15 protein-coding genes are annotated in these 14052 nt (G+C 72.5%); 6 read left to right on the top strand and 9 right to left on the bottom strand.

Annotation, left to right across the window (positions count from 1 at the left end; genetic code table 11):
- Window positions 1-24: 24 nt before the first annotated feature.
- Complete coding sequence (locus ACWD4B_RS08195) at window positions 25-1422, bottom strand: DUF6421 family protein (RefSeq protein WP_451420025.1); 1398 nt, start codon at window positions 1420-1422, stop codon at window positions 25-27.
- A 260-nt stretch (window positions 1423-1682) separates the two neighbouring features.
- Window positions 1683-2228 (bottom strand): GNAT family N-acetyltransferase, encoded by a 546-nt coding sequence (locus tag ACWD4B_RS08200; RefSeq protein ID WP_451420026.1) that lies wholly within the window; start codon window positions 2226-2228, stop codon window positions 1683-1685.
- A gap of 76 nt (window positions 2229-2304) precedes the next feature.
- On the opposite strand from ACWD4B_RS08200, the gene ACWD4B_RS08205 reads away from it, so the two are divergent.
- From ACWD4B_RS08205 to ACWD4B_RS08220, 4 genes are all read left to right on the top strand, one after another.
- On the top strand, window positions 2305-2697 hold the full coding sequence (locus ACWD4B_RS08205) for a VOC family protein (protein ID WP_451420027.1): 393 nt from the start codon (window positions 2305-2307) through the stop codon (window positions 2695-2697).
- Between the two features lie 158 nt (window positions 2698-2855).
- The gene (locus ACWD4B_RS08210) at window positions 2856-3446 is read left to right on the top strand and encodes a DUF5134 domain-containing protein (protein ID WP_451420028.1); all 591 of its coding nucleotides are present in this window, start codon (window positions 2856-2858) and stop codon (window positions 3444-3446) included.
- Between the two features lie 82 nt (window positions 3447-3528).
- The gene (locus tag ACWD4B_RS08215) at window positions 3529-4467 is read left to right on the top strand and encodes a M56 family metallopeptidase (RefSeq protein ID WP_451420029.1); all 939 of its coding nucleotides are present in this window, start codon (window positions 3529-3531) and stop codon (window positions 4465-4467) included.
- A gap of 38 nt (window positions 4468-4505) precedes the next feature.
- Entirely contained in the window at window positions 4506-5471 is a 966-nt protein-coding gene (locus ACWD4B_RS08220; protein ID WP_451420030.1) for a pirin family protein, read from the top strand.
- A gap of 12 nt (window positions 5472-5483) precedes the next feature.
- On the opposite strand, the gene ACWD4B_RS08225 is transcribed toward ACWD4B_RS08220, so the two are convergent.
- Both ACWD4B_RS08225 and ACWD4B_RS08230 read right to left on the bottom strand, forming a co-directional pair.
- Entirely contained in the window at window positions 5484-6029 is a 546-nt protein-coding gene (locus ACWD4B_RS08225; RefSeq protein ID WP_451420031.1) for a hypothetical protein, read from the bottom strand.
- A 44-nt stretch (window positions 6030-6073) separates the two neighbouring features.
- Window positions 6074-7303: an MFS transporter gene (locus ACWD4B_RS08230; RefSeq protein WP_451420032.1), complete on the bottom strand. Its 1230-nt coding sequence runs from the start codon at window positions 7301-7303 to the stop codon at window positions 6074-6076.
- 87 nt (window positions 7304-7390) lie between these two features.
- Here ACWD4B_RS08230 and ACWD4B_RS08235 point away from each other — a divergent pair, with 87 nt between their 5' ends.
- Both ACWD4B_RS08235 and ACWD4B_RS08240 read left to right on the top strand, forming a co-directional pair.
- Window positions 7391-7849 carry a winged helix-turn-helix transcriptional regulator gene (locus ACWD4B_RS08235; RefSeq protein WP_451420033.1) on the top strand — a complete coding sequence of 153 codons (459 nt, stop codon included), beginning with the start codon at window positions 7391-7393 and terminating at the stop codon, window positions 7847-7849.
- Window positions 7850-8024: 175 nt separating this feature from the next.
- Entirely contained in the window at window positions 8025-8663 is a 639-nt protein-coding gene (locus ACWD4B_RS08240; RefSeq protein WP_451420034.1) for a phosphatase PAP2 family protein, read from the top strand.
- 7 nt (window positions 8664-8670) lie between these two features.
- On the opposite strand, the gene ACWD4B_RS08245 is transcribed toward ACWD4B_RS08240, so the two are convergent.
- Genes ACWD4B_RS08245 through ACWD4B_RS08265 form a run of 5 tightly spaced genes read right to left on the bottom strand, consistent with a single transcriptional unit; the run spans window position 8671 to window position 14047 of the window.
- Entirely contained in the window at window positions 8671-9996 is a 1326-nt protein-coding gene (locus ACWD4B_RS08245; RefSeq protein WP_451420035.1) for a glutamate-1-semialdehyde 2,1-aminomutase, read from the bottom strand.
- Between the two features lie 7 nt (window positions 9997-10003).
- Complete coding sequence (rfbC, locus tag ACWD4B_RS08250) at window positions 10004-10555, bottom strand: dTDP-4-dehydrorhamnose 3,5-epimerase (protein WP_451420036.1); 552 nt, start codon at window positions 10553-10555, stop codon at window positions 10004-10006.
- On the bottom strand, window positions 10552-11778 hold the full coding sequence (locus tag ACWD4B_RS08255) for a polysaccharide pyruvyl transferase family protein (protein ID WP_451420037.1): 1227 nt from the start codon (window positions 11776-11778) through the stop codon (window positions 10552-10554). The genes rfbC and ACWD4B_RS08255 overlap by 4 nt, the downstream gene beginning before the upstream one ends.
- Entirely contained in the window at window positions 11775-12740 is a 966-nt protein-coding gene (locus ACWD4B_RS08260; protein WP_451420038.1) for a glycosyltransferase family 2 protein, read from the bottom strand. The genes ACWD4B_RS08255 and ACWD4B_RS08260 overlap by 4 nt, the downstream gene beginning before the upstream one ends.
- Window positions 12737-14047, bottom strand: coding sequence for a hypothetical protein (locus ACWD4B_RS08265; RefSeq protein WP_451420078.1), 1311 nt, complete (start codon window positions 14045-14047; stop codon window positions 12737-12739). The genes ACWD4B_RS08260 and ACWD4B_RS08265 overlap by 4 nt, the downstream gene beginning before the upstream one ends.
- Window positions 14048-14052: the final 5 nt, after the last annotated feature.

Here is a 14052-nt window from a genome sequence, read left to right on the forward strand (position 1 = left end):
TCGTCGCCTCTTTCTCGCTGCTGCTCACGCGGCGACCCGCTCGCCGCTGTCCGCCGTGATCCCCTTCGTGGAGGCGATCACGCCTCGCAGCTTCTTGGCAAGGGCCTCGTAGAACATGCTGAGCGGGAATTCGTCCGGCAGCACGTCGTCGACGAGCTTGCGCGGCGGCTGGGTCAGGTCCAGGGCGTCGGGGCCCTTGGCCCATACGGAGCCGGGGTGCGGGGCCAGGTAGGACGAGACGAGCTCGTAGGCGGCGAACCAGTGCACGAGCTTGGGGCGGTCGATGCCGTCGCGGTAGAGCTTCTCGATCTCTCCGCACAGCTGGTTGGTCACCTGCGGGGCACGGTCCCAGTCGATGTGCAGGGTGTTGTCCGTCCAGCGTACGACGTCGTGCCGGTGCAGGTAGGCGAAGAGCAGCTGGCCGCCGAGGCCGTCGTAGTTGCGCACGCGCTCGCCGGTGACCGGGAAGCGGAACATCCGGTCGAAGAGCACGGCGTACTGCACGTCGCGGCCCTGGGCGTAGCCGTCGGTCTCCAGCTTCACGGCCTCCTTGAAGGCGGTGAGGTCGCAGCGCAGCTCCTCCAGCCCGTACATCCAGAACGGCTGCCGCTGCTTGATCATGAACGGGTCGAAGGGCAGGTCGCCGTGGCTGTGGGTGCGGTCGTGGACCATGTCCCACAGGACGAACGCCTGCTGGCAGCGCTGCTGGTCGCCGACCATGCGGGCGATGTCCTCGGGGAGCTCCAGGCCGAGGATGCCGACGGCGGCCTCGGTGACCCGGCGGAAGCGGGCCGCCTCGCGGTCGCAGAAGATGCCGCCCCAGGTGAAGCGCTCGGGGGCCTCGCGGACGGCGATGGTCTCCGGGAAGAGCACCGCGGAGTTGGTGTCGTAGCCGGAGGTGAAGTCCTCGAAGGTGATGCCGAGGAACAGCGGGTTGTCGTAGCGGGTGCGCTCCAGCTCGGCGAGCCACTCGGGCCAGACCACGCGGAGCACGACGGCTTCGAGGTTGCGGTCGGGGTTGCCGTTCTGGGTGTACATCGGGAAGAGCACCAGGTGCTGCAGGCCGTCGGCGCGCTGTGCGGCGGGCCGGAAGGCCAGCAGCGAGTCCAGGAAGTCCGGGACGCCGAAGCCGTCGTCGGCCCAGCGGCGCAGGTCGGCGGCGAGGGCCGCGTGGTAGGCGGCGTCGTGCGGCACCAGGGGCGAGAGCTGTTCCACCGCGGTCACGACCTTGTCGACCTCGGCGCGGACCTGCTCGCCCGGGGGTCCGTCCGCCGCGGCGAGGTCGATGGAGCCGTCCGCCGACTGCCAGGGCCGGATTCGCTCGACGGCGGCCTTCAGGGCACCCCAGGCGGGGTGATCGATCACGCGCTCGTCGGCCGATATGCCGGTCCTCGCCACCGTCGACGCAAGAATTTCCGTCATCACTACCCCTCCTCAGGAGAACCTCGCGTTAAGACACCGTATCCATGCGAGCTTCTCCGGCTCAAGGGATGTATCGACAAATTATCCTGCCGGGCCCCCGCCTGAGCGCCGATTTTCCTGTGCCGTTCTCTCTTGTGAGGGATCAGGAGCGAAAATCGGCCTCTCCAGCCACTGTGACACCTCCGGCCGTTCTAGGCTCGTTCCGGCCACTGATCGGGCGGCGGAACCGTTGCCCCGGGCCAGTACCTCGGGCCGGCGCCTCAGGCCAGTTCCTTGACCAGCAGCTCGAACTCCAGGTCGGTGCGCTGCGGGATGCCGAACCGCTCGTCGCCGTAGGGGAACGGGCTCATCTCCCCGGTCCGCCGGTAGCCGCGCCGCTCGTACCAGGCGATCAGTTCCTCGCGCTGCCGGATGACGGTCATGTGCATCTCGCGCACACCCCACTCCTCGTGCGCGACGCGCTCCGCCTCCGCCATCACGGCCTTGCCCAGGCCGCCGCCCTGGGCGGTCGGGCGGACCGCGAACATCCCGAAGTAGGCGTGGCCGCCGCGGTGTTCGACGTGGCAGCAGGCGATCGGATCGCCGTCGCGCTCGGCCACCAGGAGCCGGCTGTCGGCGTGCGTCACCACGGCCATGACGCCCTCGGGGTCGGTGCGCTGGCCCTCCAGCAGGTCCGCCTCGGTCGTCCACCCGGCGCGGCTGTCGTCACCGCGGTACGCCGACTCGATCAGCGAGACGAGGGCCGGCACATCGCCGGCGGTCGCGGGGCGGAAGGCAAGATCGGCGGTACGGGCGGCGGTCTCCATGGATGACGTGATCCTCTCCGTGCACTTTCGGGCGTATGTACGACCCTAACGGAGCAGTTGTGCGTACAGTCACGGCATGGTCCACGTACTGAGCAGCAGGGTTCTGCTCCGGCCGGTCGATCCGGAGCGGTCGCGGGAGTTCTACGGCAAGGCACTGGGGCTCGCGGTCTACCGCGAGTTCGGCACGGGGCCCGAGCGGGGCACGGTCTACTTCCTGGGCGGCGGCTTCCTGGAGGTCTCGGGGCGCGCGGAGGGGCCGCCGGGGCCCGGGCTGGAGCTGTGGTTCCAGGTGGCGGACGCGGCGCAGGCGTACCGGGAGTTCCTGCAGCGCGGGGTGCAGGTCCTGGAGCCGCCGGAGACCAAGCCGTGGGGACTGGTGGAGATGTGGATCGCGGATCCGGACGGGGTGCGCATCGCGGTGGTAGAGGTGCCGGAGGGGCATCCGCTGCGGTACCGGCCGGGGGTCTAGGGGTCTAGGGGCGGTGCGCCCCGTCAGGGGCGCACCCGTGTGCGCGGGCGCATGTTTTCGCTCGCACTGCGCTCTCGCCGTGCGCCTGTGCGCTCCCGTGTGCAGCGGCTGCGGTGGGCAGCCTCCCGGGGGTGGATGTGCGTCCGGGGAGGTGCGCTGTGCACGGACCGCCGTTGGTGGGGTGGCTGCTCGTCGTGCTGTGCACTGCCACGGGCGCGTACTGCCTGTTCGGGATGCGGGCCGGCGCAGCGGGGGAGCGCCGGGCCGCGGGAGGGGACGCCCTGATGGGCCTGGGCATGGCGGCCATGGCGCTGCCGGCCGGGATGCCGGCGGGCACGCCGTGGGGGGCGGTGCTGTTCGCCGTGGTGTTCGGCGCCGCGGGAGTCCGGGCGCTGGTCATGGCCCGGAGGCGGGCGGAGGGGCACCAACTGCACCATGCCGTGGGGGCGTTCGCGATGGTCTACATGGCGCTCGCGATGGCGGGTGCGCCGTCCGGCGGTCATGCGGGGCACGGCGGAGCGATGCACGGGCCGGCGGGCACTCCGCTGCTGACCGGGCTGTTGCTGGTGTACTTCGCCGTCTATGCCGTGCGGGCCACGGCGCGCCTCGTCCCCGTGTCGGCGGCCGTGGCCACAAGTGAAGGCCCGTGGGCGTGCGGTGCGGCGCAGCGGCCGGGGCGGCGCGAACTGACCACCGCGTGCCGGTTGTCCATGGCGATAGGGATGCTGGCGATGCTGCTCACGCTGTGAACCGTCCGCGGTTCCCGTGGTCTGCGTCACTTCGCCGTCCGAGCCGTACCCCCGGGCAGGGGCGCGCTCATAGGGTGGCGCCATGATGGTCACGCTCGCGTTGCTGGTCCTCGGCGGACTGGCGGCGGCCGTGGCGCCACGCGTGCTGACCCGCGCCGACTGGCCCGTCCGCGAGCCGGTCGTCGCCCTGTGGGTGTGGCAGTGCGTGGTGGCGGCCGTGCTGCTGTGCTGTGTTCTCGCCATGTCGCTGAGCGCCGCCGAGGCCTGGGAGGCCGTCCGCGGCAACGTCTTCGCCCCCGCCCCGCGCGGGGTGGTGGAGGCCTATGCCCTCGGCGCCCACAGCGCGTGGGCGGCGCCGCTGGCCATCACCCTTGCGTCCGGCGCCGTGTGGACGGCGGCGATGCTGACCCGCGAGGTCCGCGGAGCGCGGGCGCGCCGCCGGCGCCGCCGCGTCGAACTGCGGCTCCGCTCCCCCAGGCTGCCCGGAGAAGCACCGGGCACGGAACGGCTGGTGGTGCTGGAGGGCGACCGGCCCGACGCCTGGCTGCTGCGCGGCGGCCCCGCACCCCAGCTGGTGATCACCACAGGGGCGCTGCGCCGGCTGAAGGGGACGCAGCTCGATGCGGTGCTGGCCCACGAGCAGGGACACGCCCGGGCCCGGCACGACTGGCTGCTGCACTGCTCCTCGGCGCTGGCCCACGGCTTCCCCCAGGTCCCGGTCTTCGCCGCCTTCCGCGACCAGGTGCACCACCTGGTCGAGCTCGCGGCGGACGACTGCGCCTCCCGCCGCTTCGGGCGGCTGACCACCGCGCTCGCCCTGGTCGAACTCAACGAGGACCGCGGGGTGTTCGGCCCCTGCCCGGCCGGCGCCTCGCACCTGCCGGGCCGCGTGGACCGGCTGCTGGCCCCCGCGCCCCGGCTCACCGCCGCACACCGGCTGCGGCTGACGGCCGTGGCGGCACTGGTGCCGTTCGTCCCGGTGCTGGTGACGTTCGTGCCGGGCCTCAGCGCCCTGCGCTGACGTCCGGTCGGGAGGTGGGAGGTGGCAGGGTGTCCGTCATGAGCAACCTCGACCTCCAGCCCACCCCCACCGGGTGCGGCGGCCGCCAGGACATCACGGCGCAGCCGGTGCGCGAGCTGCTGCCCGCCAAGGACGTACCGCTCGGCGAGAGCACGATCGTGCGCCGCCTGCTGCCGGGCATCGGCCGCCGGATGATCGGCGCCTGGTGCTTCGTCGACCACTACGGCCCGGACGACATCGCCGACGAGCCCGGCATGCAGGTCGCTCCGCACCCGCACATGGGGCTGCAGACCGTCAGCTGGCTGCACGCCGGGGAGATCCTGCACCGCGACAGCCTCGGCAGCCTGCAGACCCTGCGCCCGGGGCAGTTGGGGCTGATGACCTCGGGGCGCGCCATCGCGCACTCCGAGGAGTCCCCGCGCGAGCATGCTTCCGTGCTGCACGGCGCCCAGCTGTGGGTGGCCCTGCCCGACGCCCACCGGCACACGGACCCCGCGTGGGAACACCATGCCGAGCTGCCGCGCGTGACGGGCGGCGGCCTCGACGCCACCGTCATCATGGGCGAACTCGACGGGGCGCGCTCCCCCGCCACCGCCTTCACCCCGCTCGTCGGCGCCGACATCACCCTGCCCGCGGGCTCCTCGGCCCGACTGCCGGTGCAGCCGGACTTCGAGTACGCGGCCCTGACCATGTCCGGCGAGGCCGAGGTCGACGGCGTCCGCCTGGCCCCCGGCTCACTCCTCTACCTGGGCTGCGGGCGACGCGAACTGCCGCTGCGCGCCGACGTGGACAGCGCGTTCATGCTGCTGGGCGGCGAGCCGTTCGAGGAGCGGATCGTCATGTGGTGGAATTTTGTGGGGCGTTCGCACGAGGACATCGCGCAGGCCCGTTCGGACTGGATGACCGGCTCCCGCTTCGGCACGGTGCACGGCTACGAGGGGGCCCCACTGCCTGCTCCCCAACTACCGCCGGTGGCGCTCAAACCACGCGGAAGGGCGCGCTGAGCAGCGGAGCGCTTAGCTGTTGCGGTCGCTCAGGGTGTACCCGCCGTCGACGACCTTCGCGTCGGCGGCGGGTGCCATGCACTTCGTGAGCAGCGGCTCGCCCTTCTTGGTGGCTCCGGAGAGCCCGATGCGGGCCTCGCCCTTCTCCGGGACGAAGAAGCTCACGCCCATGCGGGTGTGCGGGTCCAGCATGGTGCGCCAAGGGTGGCCGGGGCTGGTGCGGACCAGGCGGCCGGTAACGGTAGCGGTGGGGCCGCCGGTGGTGAGGCAGTCGACCTTGAACTCGCCCCAGTACACCTTGCCGTCCTGAGCGTGCGAGATACGGAAGGTGCCCCAGGAGCGCTGCGGGATGCTGCTCGCGGTGTACGTGGAGCGGGCGTCGACGGACACCCGTACCTCCTGGTTCGCGACGGGATAGTCCATGCGCGCTTCGCCCTTGAGCGAGGAGAGCGAGGAGACGGTGGCGGTATCCGGCGCAGGCGCCGCGACGGCGACGGGCGCGGCGACGGCAGCCACGACGGCGAGGAGGGCGGTGGCGCGCAGGGTCCTGTTCAGCATGCGGGGCTCCGATCGGAGGGCTTCGGGATGCCCATTGATCATCGTCAATGCCGGTTCCCACAGGCATCGTTCGCAGGTAGGGGCCGTATCTGCCGCACGGCGGAGACGGAGGTCCACCGGAGTACTACGTCAGCCGCCCAGACGATCAGCCCGCAGGCCGCGAAACCGGCCCCGAGGAGGCTGGAGCCCGCCCAGCCGTGGGAGGTGTGGACGGAGGTGGTCGCGGCCGCGCCGAGGGCGGAGCCGAGTGAGTAGAAGACCATGTAGCTGCCGATGACGCTGCTGAGGCGGTCCGGGTGCGCGGAGGTGAGCATGTGCTGGTTGCTCACGTGGACGACCTGGACGGCGAAGTCGAGGGCGACGATGCCGATGACGAGGAGCCACAACGCCCACGGCAGCTGCCCGATCGCCGCCCACGAGGCGATCAGCAGGACGAGTGCGAGACCGCTGACCGGGATCGCCCGTCCCGCGTCCGCCCATCGTCCCGCGCGTGCCGCGCCGAGCGCCCCGGCGACGCCGGCGATGCCGAACCATCCGATTTCACTCTCGTTCAGATGCCATGGCGCGTCCGCCAGCGGCAGGGCCACTCCGCTCCACAGCGTTCCGAACGACGCGAACAGGAAGAACGTGATGAGCCCGCGCGTCAGGAAGAGGCGCTCCGTGAACAGTCCGCCGAGCGAGCCGAGGGTCTGCCGGTACCCCGGACCTGCGGGTCCGTCGGCGCGTTCGTCCGGCGGCAGCACGGCGAGGACGAGGGCCGCGAGCCCGACCGACAGCGCCGCGAGCACGACGTAGATGCTCCGCCAGCTCCACACGTCGGCGAGCGCGCCGGTGACGACCCGCGCACCCAGGATGCCGATCACGACGCCCGAGGTCACGACACCGATGTTCCGGCCGCGTTCGGCAGGCGACGAGATTGACGCGGCGTAGGCCACCGTGGTCTGCACCACCACCGCGAACACCCCGGCCGCCGCGAGCCCGAGGAACGCCATCCACGCGGCCGACGCCACGGCCGTCAGGATCATGCCCGCCGCGGTGACGGCCAGGTGCACCGCGATGAGCCTGCGCCTGTCGGCCACCACATCGCCGAGCGGCACCAGCAGCAACAGCCCCGCGATATAGCCGAACTGGCCGGTCGAGACGATCCATCCGGAGAGATCCGCCGGCAGACCGAGATCGCGTCCCATCGGCTCCAGAACCGGCTGCGCAGCATAGATGCCCGCCACCGCGACACCGCACACCACCGCGAGCAGCAGACGCCGCCACATGTTCATTGCGCCCCATCCCCAATCGGTAGCAGATTGCAACCGATTCGACCGTACGGCATGATGGTTTCAATCCGCAACTCATCGGGAGGTGTCATGTCGCGTACCACCACGTGCGCCCCGAACTCCGAATGGACCGACCCCGACTGCCCCGTCGCCCGCACGCTCGACCTCGTCGGCGACAGGTGGAGCCTGCTCGTCGTCCGCGACGCGATGGACGGGGCACGGTCGTTCACCGAGTTCCAGCGACGCACCGGCATCGCCCGCAACATCCTCACGGACCGACTCCGCAAGCTCACCGCTCACGGGCTCCTCGCCCAGCGCACCGCACCGTCGGGCCGCCGCCAGGAATACGTGCTGACCGACGCCGGGCACGACCTCTTCGCGGTCATCGTCACCCTGCGCCAGTGGGGAGAGCGCCACGCCTACGGCCCGGGCGAGACCCACTCCACCCTTGTCGACCAGCACGGCGCCCCGGTGCCGGACCTCGCGCCGACCGGGGCCGACGGCGCGCCCCTCGGCGCCGGCACCACCCACGTGCGGAGGGCCCCCTGAGCGGCGCGGTCCGGTCGCTGCGGGCCGGTGGGGGCTGGTCGCGCCCACGCGGCGGAGCCGCATGATGCAACACAGCCCCGCGCCCCTTACGGGACGCGGCACCCGCACCGTAAGTTTAGGGTCGCAAGCAGAGACAACGGGGGGCTCGTCGGTGGGGAGTTGTCGTCAGGTCGCCGTGCTACCCCCAGCGCTACGCGCATGGCTCGGGCCGATCGCGGCCCTCGCCGCGCTCGTGGTCGTCGTGCTCGGGGTCCTGTACGCCGGCCACAGCCGGCCCGGCACAGTGGACAGGTGGATCGTCGACCCGACGGCGGACACTGTGCGGCCGCCGTGGCGGCAAGTCGCCCTGGGCATGGACTTCTTGGGGGAGCCCGCCGGGTCGGCGGCGCTGGTCGCGGTCATCGTGACGGGCTGCCTGCTGCTTCGGCGTCCTCGCGCAGTGGTGTTCGTCGTTGCCGGGGTCGGCATCACCGTGGGGACGGCGACACTGATCAAGTCCCTGGCGGGACGCACCATCCACGGCGACGACAACCTGTCCTACCCGAGCGGACACACCGCCTTCTTCACCGCGCTCACCCTCGTTCTGGCTCTGCTGGTGACCGGCCGACTCGGCCTGGGCAGGACGGCCGGTACGTTGCTCGTGCTCGCCGCGGGGCTGGTGGCCGGCGCCGCCATGGGCTGGGCGGAGGTCGCTCTGGGCGCGCACTACCCGACCGACGCCCTCGGCGGCTGGTGCACCGCGCTGGCGGTGGTGCCGACGACCGCATGGCTGACCGACCGGCTGGTCGACGCCGGTCGGCAGAAGGACTGCTGACGCTGCGTCACGCCAAGCGGCGGAACACGGGCTTCACCGGTCGCCCGGCCAGCCAGGGAGTGGGGTCGGCGGCGTCAAGTGCCTTCCGGTACACCGCACATGCCTGGGCCACCACGTCGACGGTGTGATCGATGTCGGCGTCGTCGAGTGCACTGCTCACCACGAACGACGGGGCCAGCACCCCGCCCGCGAGGAGTCGGCGCAAGAACAGGGTGCGGTACGGCTGCGACGGCTGCCGGTTCTCGTCGAGGGTGGCGAAGACCAGGTTGCTGGGCCGGCCCCGGACGACGATGTGGTCGCCGACGCCCATGCTCGCCGCGGCGTCGCGAACACCGGCGGCCAGCCGCTCCCCCAGGGCGTGCAGCCGCGCGGTGATGCCCTCCTCGGCGTAGACGGTCTGCACGGCCATCGCGGCGGCCAGCGAGTGCGTCTCCGCACCGTGCGTGGTGGACAGCAGGAACACCCGGTCGCCGGAGTGACGCAGTCCGCCCCGCTCCATCAGCTCGCGGCGCCCAGCCAGTGCAGAGACGGCGAATCCGTTGCCCAGTGCCTTGCCGAACGTGGAGAGGTCGGGGACGACGCCGTACAGGCCCTGGGCACCTCCCTCGGACCAGCGGAAGCCGGTGATCATCTCATCGAAGATCAGTACGCAGCCGTGCCGGTCGGCCAGTTCGCGCAGGCCGGCGAGGTACCCGGGCGGAGGCTCGGTGTGGCCGGCAGGTTCGAGGATCAGGCAGGCGATCTCGTCCTGGTGGCGGGTGAGCAGTTCCTCGGTGGCGGCCAAGTCCCCGTACGGGAACGCCACGGTGAGTTCGGTGATCGCCTCCGGGATGCCGGCGGACATCGGCGTGGTGCCGATGAACCAGTCGTCGACGGAGAAGAACGGGTGGTCGCCGCAAATGGCCACCCGCGGGCGGCCGGTGACGGCGCGGGCCAGTCGCACCGCGGCGGTGGTGACGTCGGAGCCGTTCTTCGCGAACTTCACCATCTCGGCGGTCGGCACCGTGGCCAGGAAACGTTCGGCGGCCTCGACCTCCAGGACGGACGGCCGGACGAAGTTGCTGCCGCGGTCGAGCTCCCGCCGCACCGCCTCGGTCACGCGCGGGTGGGCGTGGCCGAGGCTGACCGACCGCAGGCCGGAGCCGTACTCGATGTAGCGGTTGCCGTCGATGTCCCACACGTGGGCACCGCGGCCGTGGCTGATGACCGGGGCCAGGTTCTCGGGGTACTGGTCGTCGCCCTTGGCGTAGGTGTGCGCGCCCCCGGGGATCATGGCGTGCAGCCGCTCGTTCGCCATGCGCGACCGGGGCAGCATGAACTCTTCGGTGTCCACGGTGACTTCAGCTCTCTTTCTGCTTCAGGACTTCGGCGAGGCTCGGCGCCTCCCGGTCCCGTCGGGACATCGATGTGACCGGCAGCGGCCAGGGAATGGCAAGCTCCGGGTCGTCGAAGGCGATCGTCACGTCCTCGGCCGGATCGTGCGGGCGGTCGATCCGGTACGAGGTGTCGGCGGTTTCGGTCAGCGCCTGGAAGCCGTGCGCGCACCCCGCTGGGATGTACAGGGTCGCCTGCGTCTCTCCGGACAGTTCGAAGAAGGCCCGGTTGCGGTAGGTCGGCGAGTCCGTCCGCAGGTCCACGACGACGTCGAAGATCCTCCCGTACGAGCACCGCACCAGCTTGGCCTCGCCAGCGCCGGAGCGCAGGTGCAGGCCGCGCAGCACGCCCCGGGCCGAGCGGGACACGCTGTCCTGGATGAAGGTGTCCGGGTCGAGGCCCACCGAGCGGACCACGTCGGCGTCGAAGGTGCGGCAGAAGAAGCCGCGTTCGTCGGCGTACGGCGTCGGCTCGAACAGGTACGCGCCGGCGATCGCCGGGACTTCGGTCGCTTTCACGGGGTCTCCTGCAGGGCTTTGTCGGCCGCCGGGAAGAGGGCCGCGGTCAAGTCGGTGAACTGCTGCTCCAGTTGCCGGGCGGCGGTCATGTTCCGCTCGGTGAGGGTCCGTCGCAGCTCCGCCGATCGCTGTTCCAGCGACCGGAACTGTTCGAGCAGCCGGTCGGCGTCGACCTCGCGGGCCGGGTGGCAGTACGCGCCCAGCCCCATCCGGTCCATGAGCGCATCGCTCTTCGCCGCGTAGCTGAGTGCGAGCGTCGGCGTGCCGACCTTCAGCGCGCAGACCAGGTTGTGGTAGCGGGTCGCCACCACGGTGTCGGCAGCCGCCATTTCCTTCATCAGGTCGGCCAGCGAGGCCGCCTCGACGGGGGTGACCAGCGGCGAGTCCACCGCGTCGAGGATCGCGGCGACCACCGGCGCATCGCACGCGTCGCCGGTGACCAGCCGGACCGGCCTGCCGTCCTCGACCAGCGTGCGGACGAACCGGATTGTCCCGTCGAGGTAGCGCCGGTGGATCTCCTCGGCCCGGGCGCGGTCGTCGTTGCCGCCGTGGAAGTCCATGACGCCGACGCAGACCGGGCCCGGCGCACCCGACGGCGCGCCCGGAGGCGGCGTCGGCAGGGCGAAGGCGAGGTCCGGGTAGACCCCGTCGCGCGCGGTGTCCACGCCCATCTCCCGCATCGCGTCGCGGGACAGGGCGTCCCGGTACGACCGGTACGCGGCCAGCCGCGCCGACCAGCGCACCAGGGCCCGGGTCGGCCGGTTGCCGATCGCGTCGGCGCCGACGCCGACCAGCGCGACCCGGGTGCCGAACGGCCGGCCGGCCGCGCAGAGCAGGAACAGCGCGTACGGGAAGCCCCACGGCCGCAGCGGCAGCGTGGCCTCCAGGACACCCATCCCCGGCACGATCACCACGTCGTGCCGGCGCACCCAGGCGGCGGTGCGGACGGCGTCGACGAGTTTGCCCAGGCCCTTGGCCGCGACCGCGCCCGCACGCGACGCGGTCCGGTACTCCCCGCGGTACCAGTGCAGCCGCGTGGCGGGGATCCGGTACCGGGTCGCGACGACCTCGGGTCCGCCGCACAGCGCGTCCACGACCGCTTCCGGGTGCTCGGCGCGGAGGTACCCGAGCACGGCCTCCAGCGACCCGTCGTTGCCGAGGTTGCCGGAGCCGAGCAGGCCGAACACCCCGACGCGCACCGGGGTTTCGCCCGCGGACGTCATGCCGGTCTCCCCTCACGGCCCTCACGGCCCTCGCGACCGGCGACGAGGGCGTCGACGGAGACGGCGAGCCGGCCCGGGTCGACGGGGGCGCGGTCCTCGACCCGCTCGCCGGCGCCCGGCCGGACCCGGCTGGTCATCCACTCGGCCAGGTGACGGAAGCACACGCGCCGGTCGGCCGCGGACAACGGCGCCCGCCGGATCGCCGAGGCGAAGCCCCAGACGTACTCGGCGAGCAGCCGGGGCGTCGGGTGCAGCAGGCCTGCCCGGCGCGGGTCCAGGTTGATGCACCGGGAGCGCTTGCCGGGGTTGGCCCGCTCGGCGCGGGTGGGGTGGTCGCGGCGGAAGTACAGCAGCTCCGGCACCTGGTGGAAGGGCCCGTTCAGGACGATCTCGGCGACGAACGTGCGGTCCGCGTGATGGTAGCTGTCGTGCGGCTTCACGCGCCGCAGCACGTCGGCCCGCATCACCCCGTAGAAGTCGTCGCCACCGGGCTCGAACAGGAAACTGCGGAAGCGCTCCGGCGCGAACGGCGAGTCGGTGTCGAGCCCGTACTCGTACGGGACCTTCACCCGGCCGTCGCCGTCGATGACCGCCTGGCCGGAGTGCGCGAGGATCACGTCCGGCCGTTCGTCCAGCGCCTCCACACAGCGCCGCAACAGGTCCCGGGCGTACAGGTCGTCGTGCGAGGCCCACTTGAACAGCTCGCCGCGGCACTGGGTGAACACGTAGTTGTGGTTCGGCGCGGCGCCGATGTTCCGGGGCAGCCGGAGGTACCGGATGCGCGAGTCCTGTGCGGCGTACTTGCGGCAGATGTCCTGCGTCCCGTCGGCCGAGGCGTTGTCCGAGACGACCAGCTCGAAGTCCTCGTAGGTCTGGCCGAGCAGGGCGTCGAGCGACTCGGCAAGGTATTCCTCGCCGTTGTAGACGGGCAGGCCGATGCTCAGCCTGGGGTGGGCGGTCATGGCGTCCTCACTTCGGGGGTGGTGTGGTGGTGGCGCTCACGCAGGGCGGACCGCAGCTGCAGCCACCACACGGCCGAGCTGCAGACGGTCGCGGTGGCGACGCCCCAGGCCGAGCCGGCCGTGCCGGCCGCGGCCGCACCGCCGATACCGCCGCCGAGGTAGCAGGCGGAGGCGAACAACTGGCAGCGCAGGCTGCGCCGGGCTGCGGCGAGCGCGCGCAGCCCGGCCGCCGCGCCGCTGCCCAGGCCGGCGCCCGCGACGCCGAGCGTGGCGGGCAGGATGAGCTGCGAGGCGGAGTGCCAGACGTCGCCGAGGACGAGCTCGCCGGCCCGGTCCGGCATCAGCAGCAGCGCCGAGCCCCACAGCAGCGCGGCGCCGGCCTGCCCGCCGCCCAGCAGGAGGCAGAACCGGCCGAGCCGTTGCGGTGACTGCCTCAGCACCCGTGCCGCCTCCGCCACGGTGACCAGCGACAGCCCCATCAGCAGGGCGAGGAACGGGCCGAGCAGGAGCTCGGCGCCCCGGACCGCACCCACCGCGCCGACCCCGGCGATGGCGCCGAGCCCGTACGCCCGCAGCTGGCTCGCGCCGCTGAGGCTGACGTTCTCGACCAGGTACCGGGAGCCGAGGTCGCGCTGCTCGCGGAGCCACCCGCGGGCCCGGGTCACCCGGGGCCGGATGCCGGACTGGAGGAAGCCGTACCCGGCGGCCGCCGCAGCGGCGGCGCCCCAGGCCAGCAGGAAGGCGGACACGGTGCCCACCCTGGCCGCGACGACCATGGCCGGGACGAGTGCGACGCCCTGAACGAGGTCGTTGACGAACGCCTTCCGCCCGGCGCCGGCGGCGAAGAACGCGAACCGCCGGGAGTCCTGGAGCAGCAGGGCCGGCAGGGCGACGCCGAGGCAGGCGAACGCGGGCCCCACGGCGCCGCCGAGGCCGAGGCCGACCAGCAGGCAGACCGCGCCGAGGGTGGCGCCGACGGCGAGCGCGGTGCCCGACGACCGGGCCGCCGCCGCGCGCCAGGTCGCCTCCGGCACGCCGCTGAAGCGCACCATGAGCGGGTCGGTGGCCAGCCCTCGGGACACGTTGAGCACGACGCCGTAGGTCAGCCAGGCCAGGCTGAACACGCCGAACGCGGTCACCCCCAGCTCGCGGGCGACGTAGATGCCCACCGCGAAGTTGATCAGGCTGGAGACCGCCTGGTCGCCCAGCCCCCAGGACAGCCGGCCGGCCACGGCACGCCTGGCGGTCCGCCGGGCATGCCCGGCCGGGGCCGGCGGTGCCATCGCGTTCTCCCCCTCGGCGGACATCCGCG

This window comes from Streptomyces sp. NPDC002536 (assembly GCF_053594995.1).

Excerpts from the sequence above, each read along its gene's own strand:
- ACWD4B_RS08195 (WP_451420025.1), bottom strand. The coding sequence starts at position 1,422 with ATGACGGAAATTCTTGCGTCGACGGTGGCGAGGACCGGCATATCGGCC.
- ACWD4B_RS08200 (WP_451420026.1), bottom strand. The coding sequence starts at position 2,228 with ATGGAGACCGCCGCCCGTACCGCCGATCTTGCCTTCCGCCCCGCGACC.
- ACWD4B_RS08205 (WP_451420027.1), top strand. The coding sequence starts at position 2,305 with ATGGTCCACGTACTGAGCAGCAGGGTTCTGCTCCGGCCGGTCGATCCG.
- ACWD4B_RS08215 (WP_451420029.1), top strand. The coding sequence starts at position 3,529 with ATGATGGTCACGCTCGCGTTGCTGGTCCTCGGCGGACTGGCGGCGGCC.
- ACWD4B_RS08220 (WP_451420030.1), top strand. The coding sequence starts at position 4,506 with ATGAGCAACCTCGACCTCCAGCCCACCCCCACCGGGTGCGGCGGCCGC.
- ACWD4B_RS08225 (WP_451420031.1), bottom strand. The coding sequence starts at position 6,029 with ATGCTGAACAGGACCCTGCGCGCCACCGCCCTCCTCGCCGTCGTGGCT.
- ACWD4B_RS08230 (WP_451420032.1), bottom strand. The coding sequence starts at position 7,303 with ATGAACATGTGGCGGCGTCTGCTGCTCGCGGTGGTGTGCGGTGTCGCG.
- ACWD4B_RS08235 (WP_451420033.1), top strand. The coding sequence starts at position 7,391 with ATGTCGCGTACCACCACGTGCGCCCCGAACTCCGAATGGACCGACCCC.
- ACWD4B_RS08255 (WP_451420037.1), bottom strand. The coding sequence starts at position 11,778 with ATGACGTCCGCGGGCGAAACCCCGGTGCGCGTCGGGGTGTTCGGCCTG.
- ACWD4B_RS08260 (WP_451420038.1), bottom strand. The coding sequence starts at position 12,740 with ATGACCGCCCACCCCAGGCTGAGCATCGGCCTGCCCGTCTACAACGGC.
- ACWD4B_RS08265 (WP_451420078.1), bottom strand. The coding sequence starts at position 14,047 with ATGTCCGCCGAGGGGGAGAACGCGATGGCACCGCCGGCCCCGGCCGGG.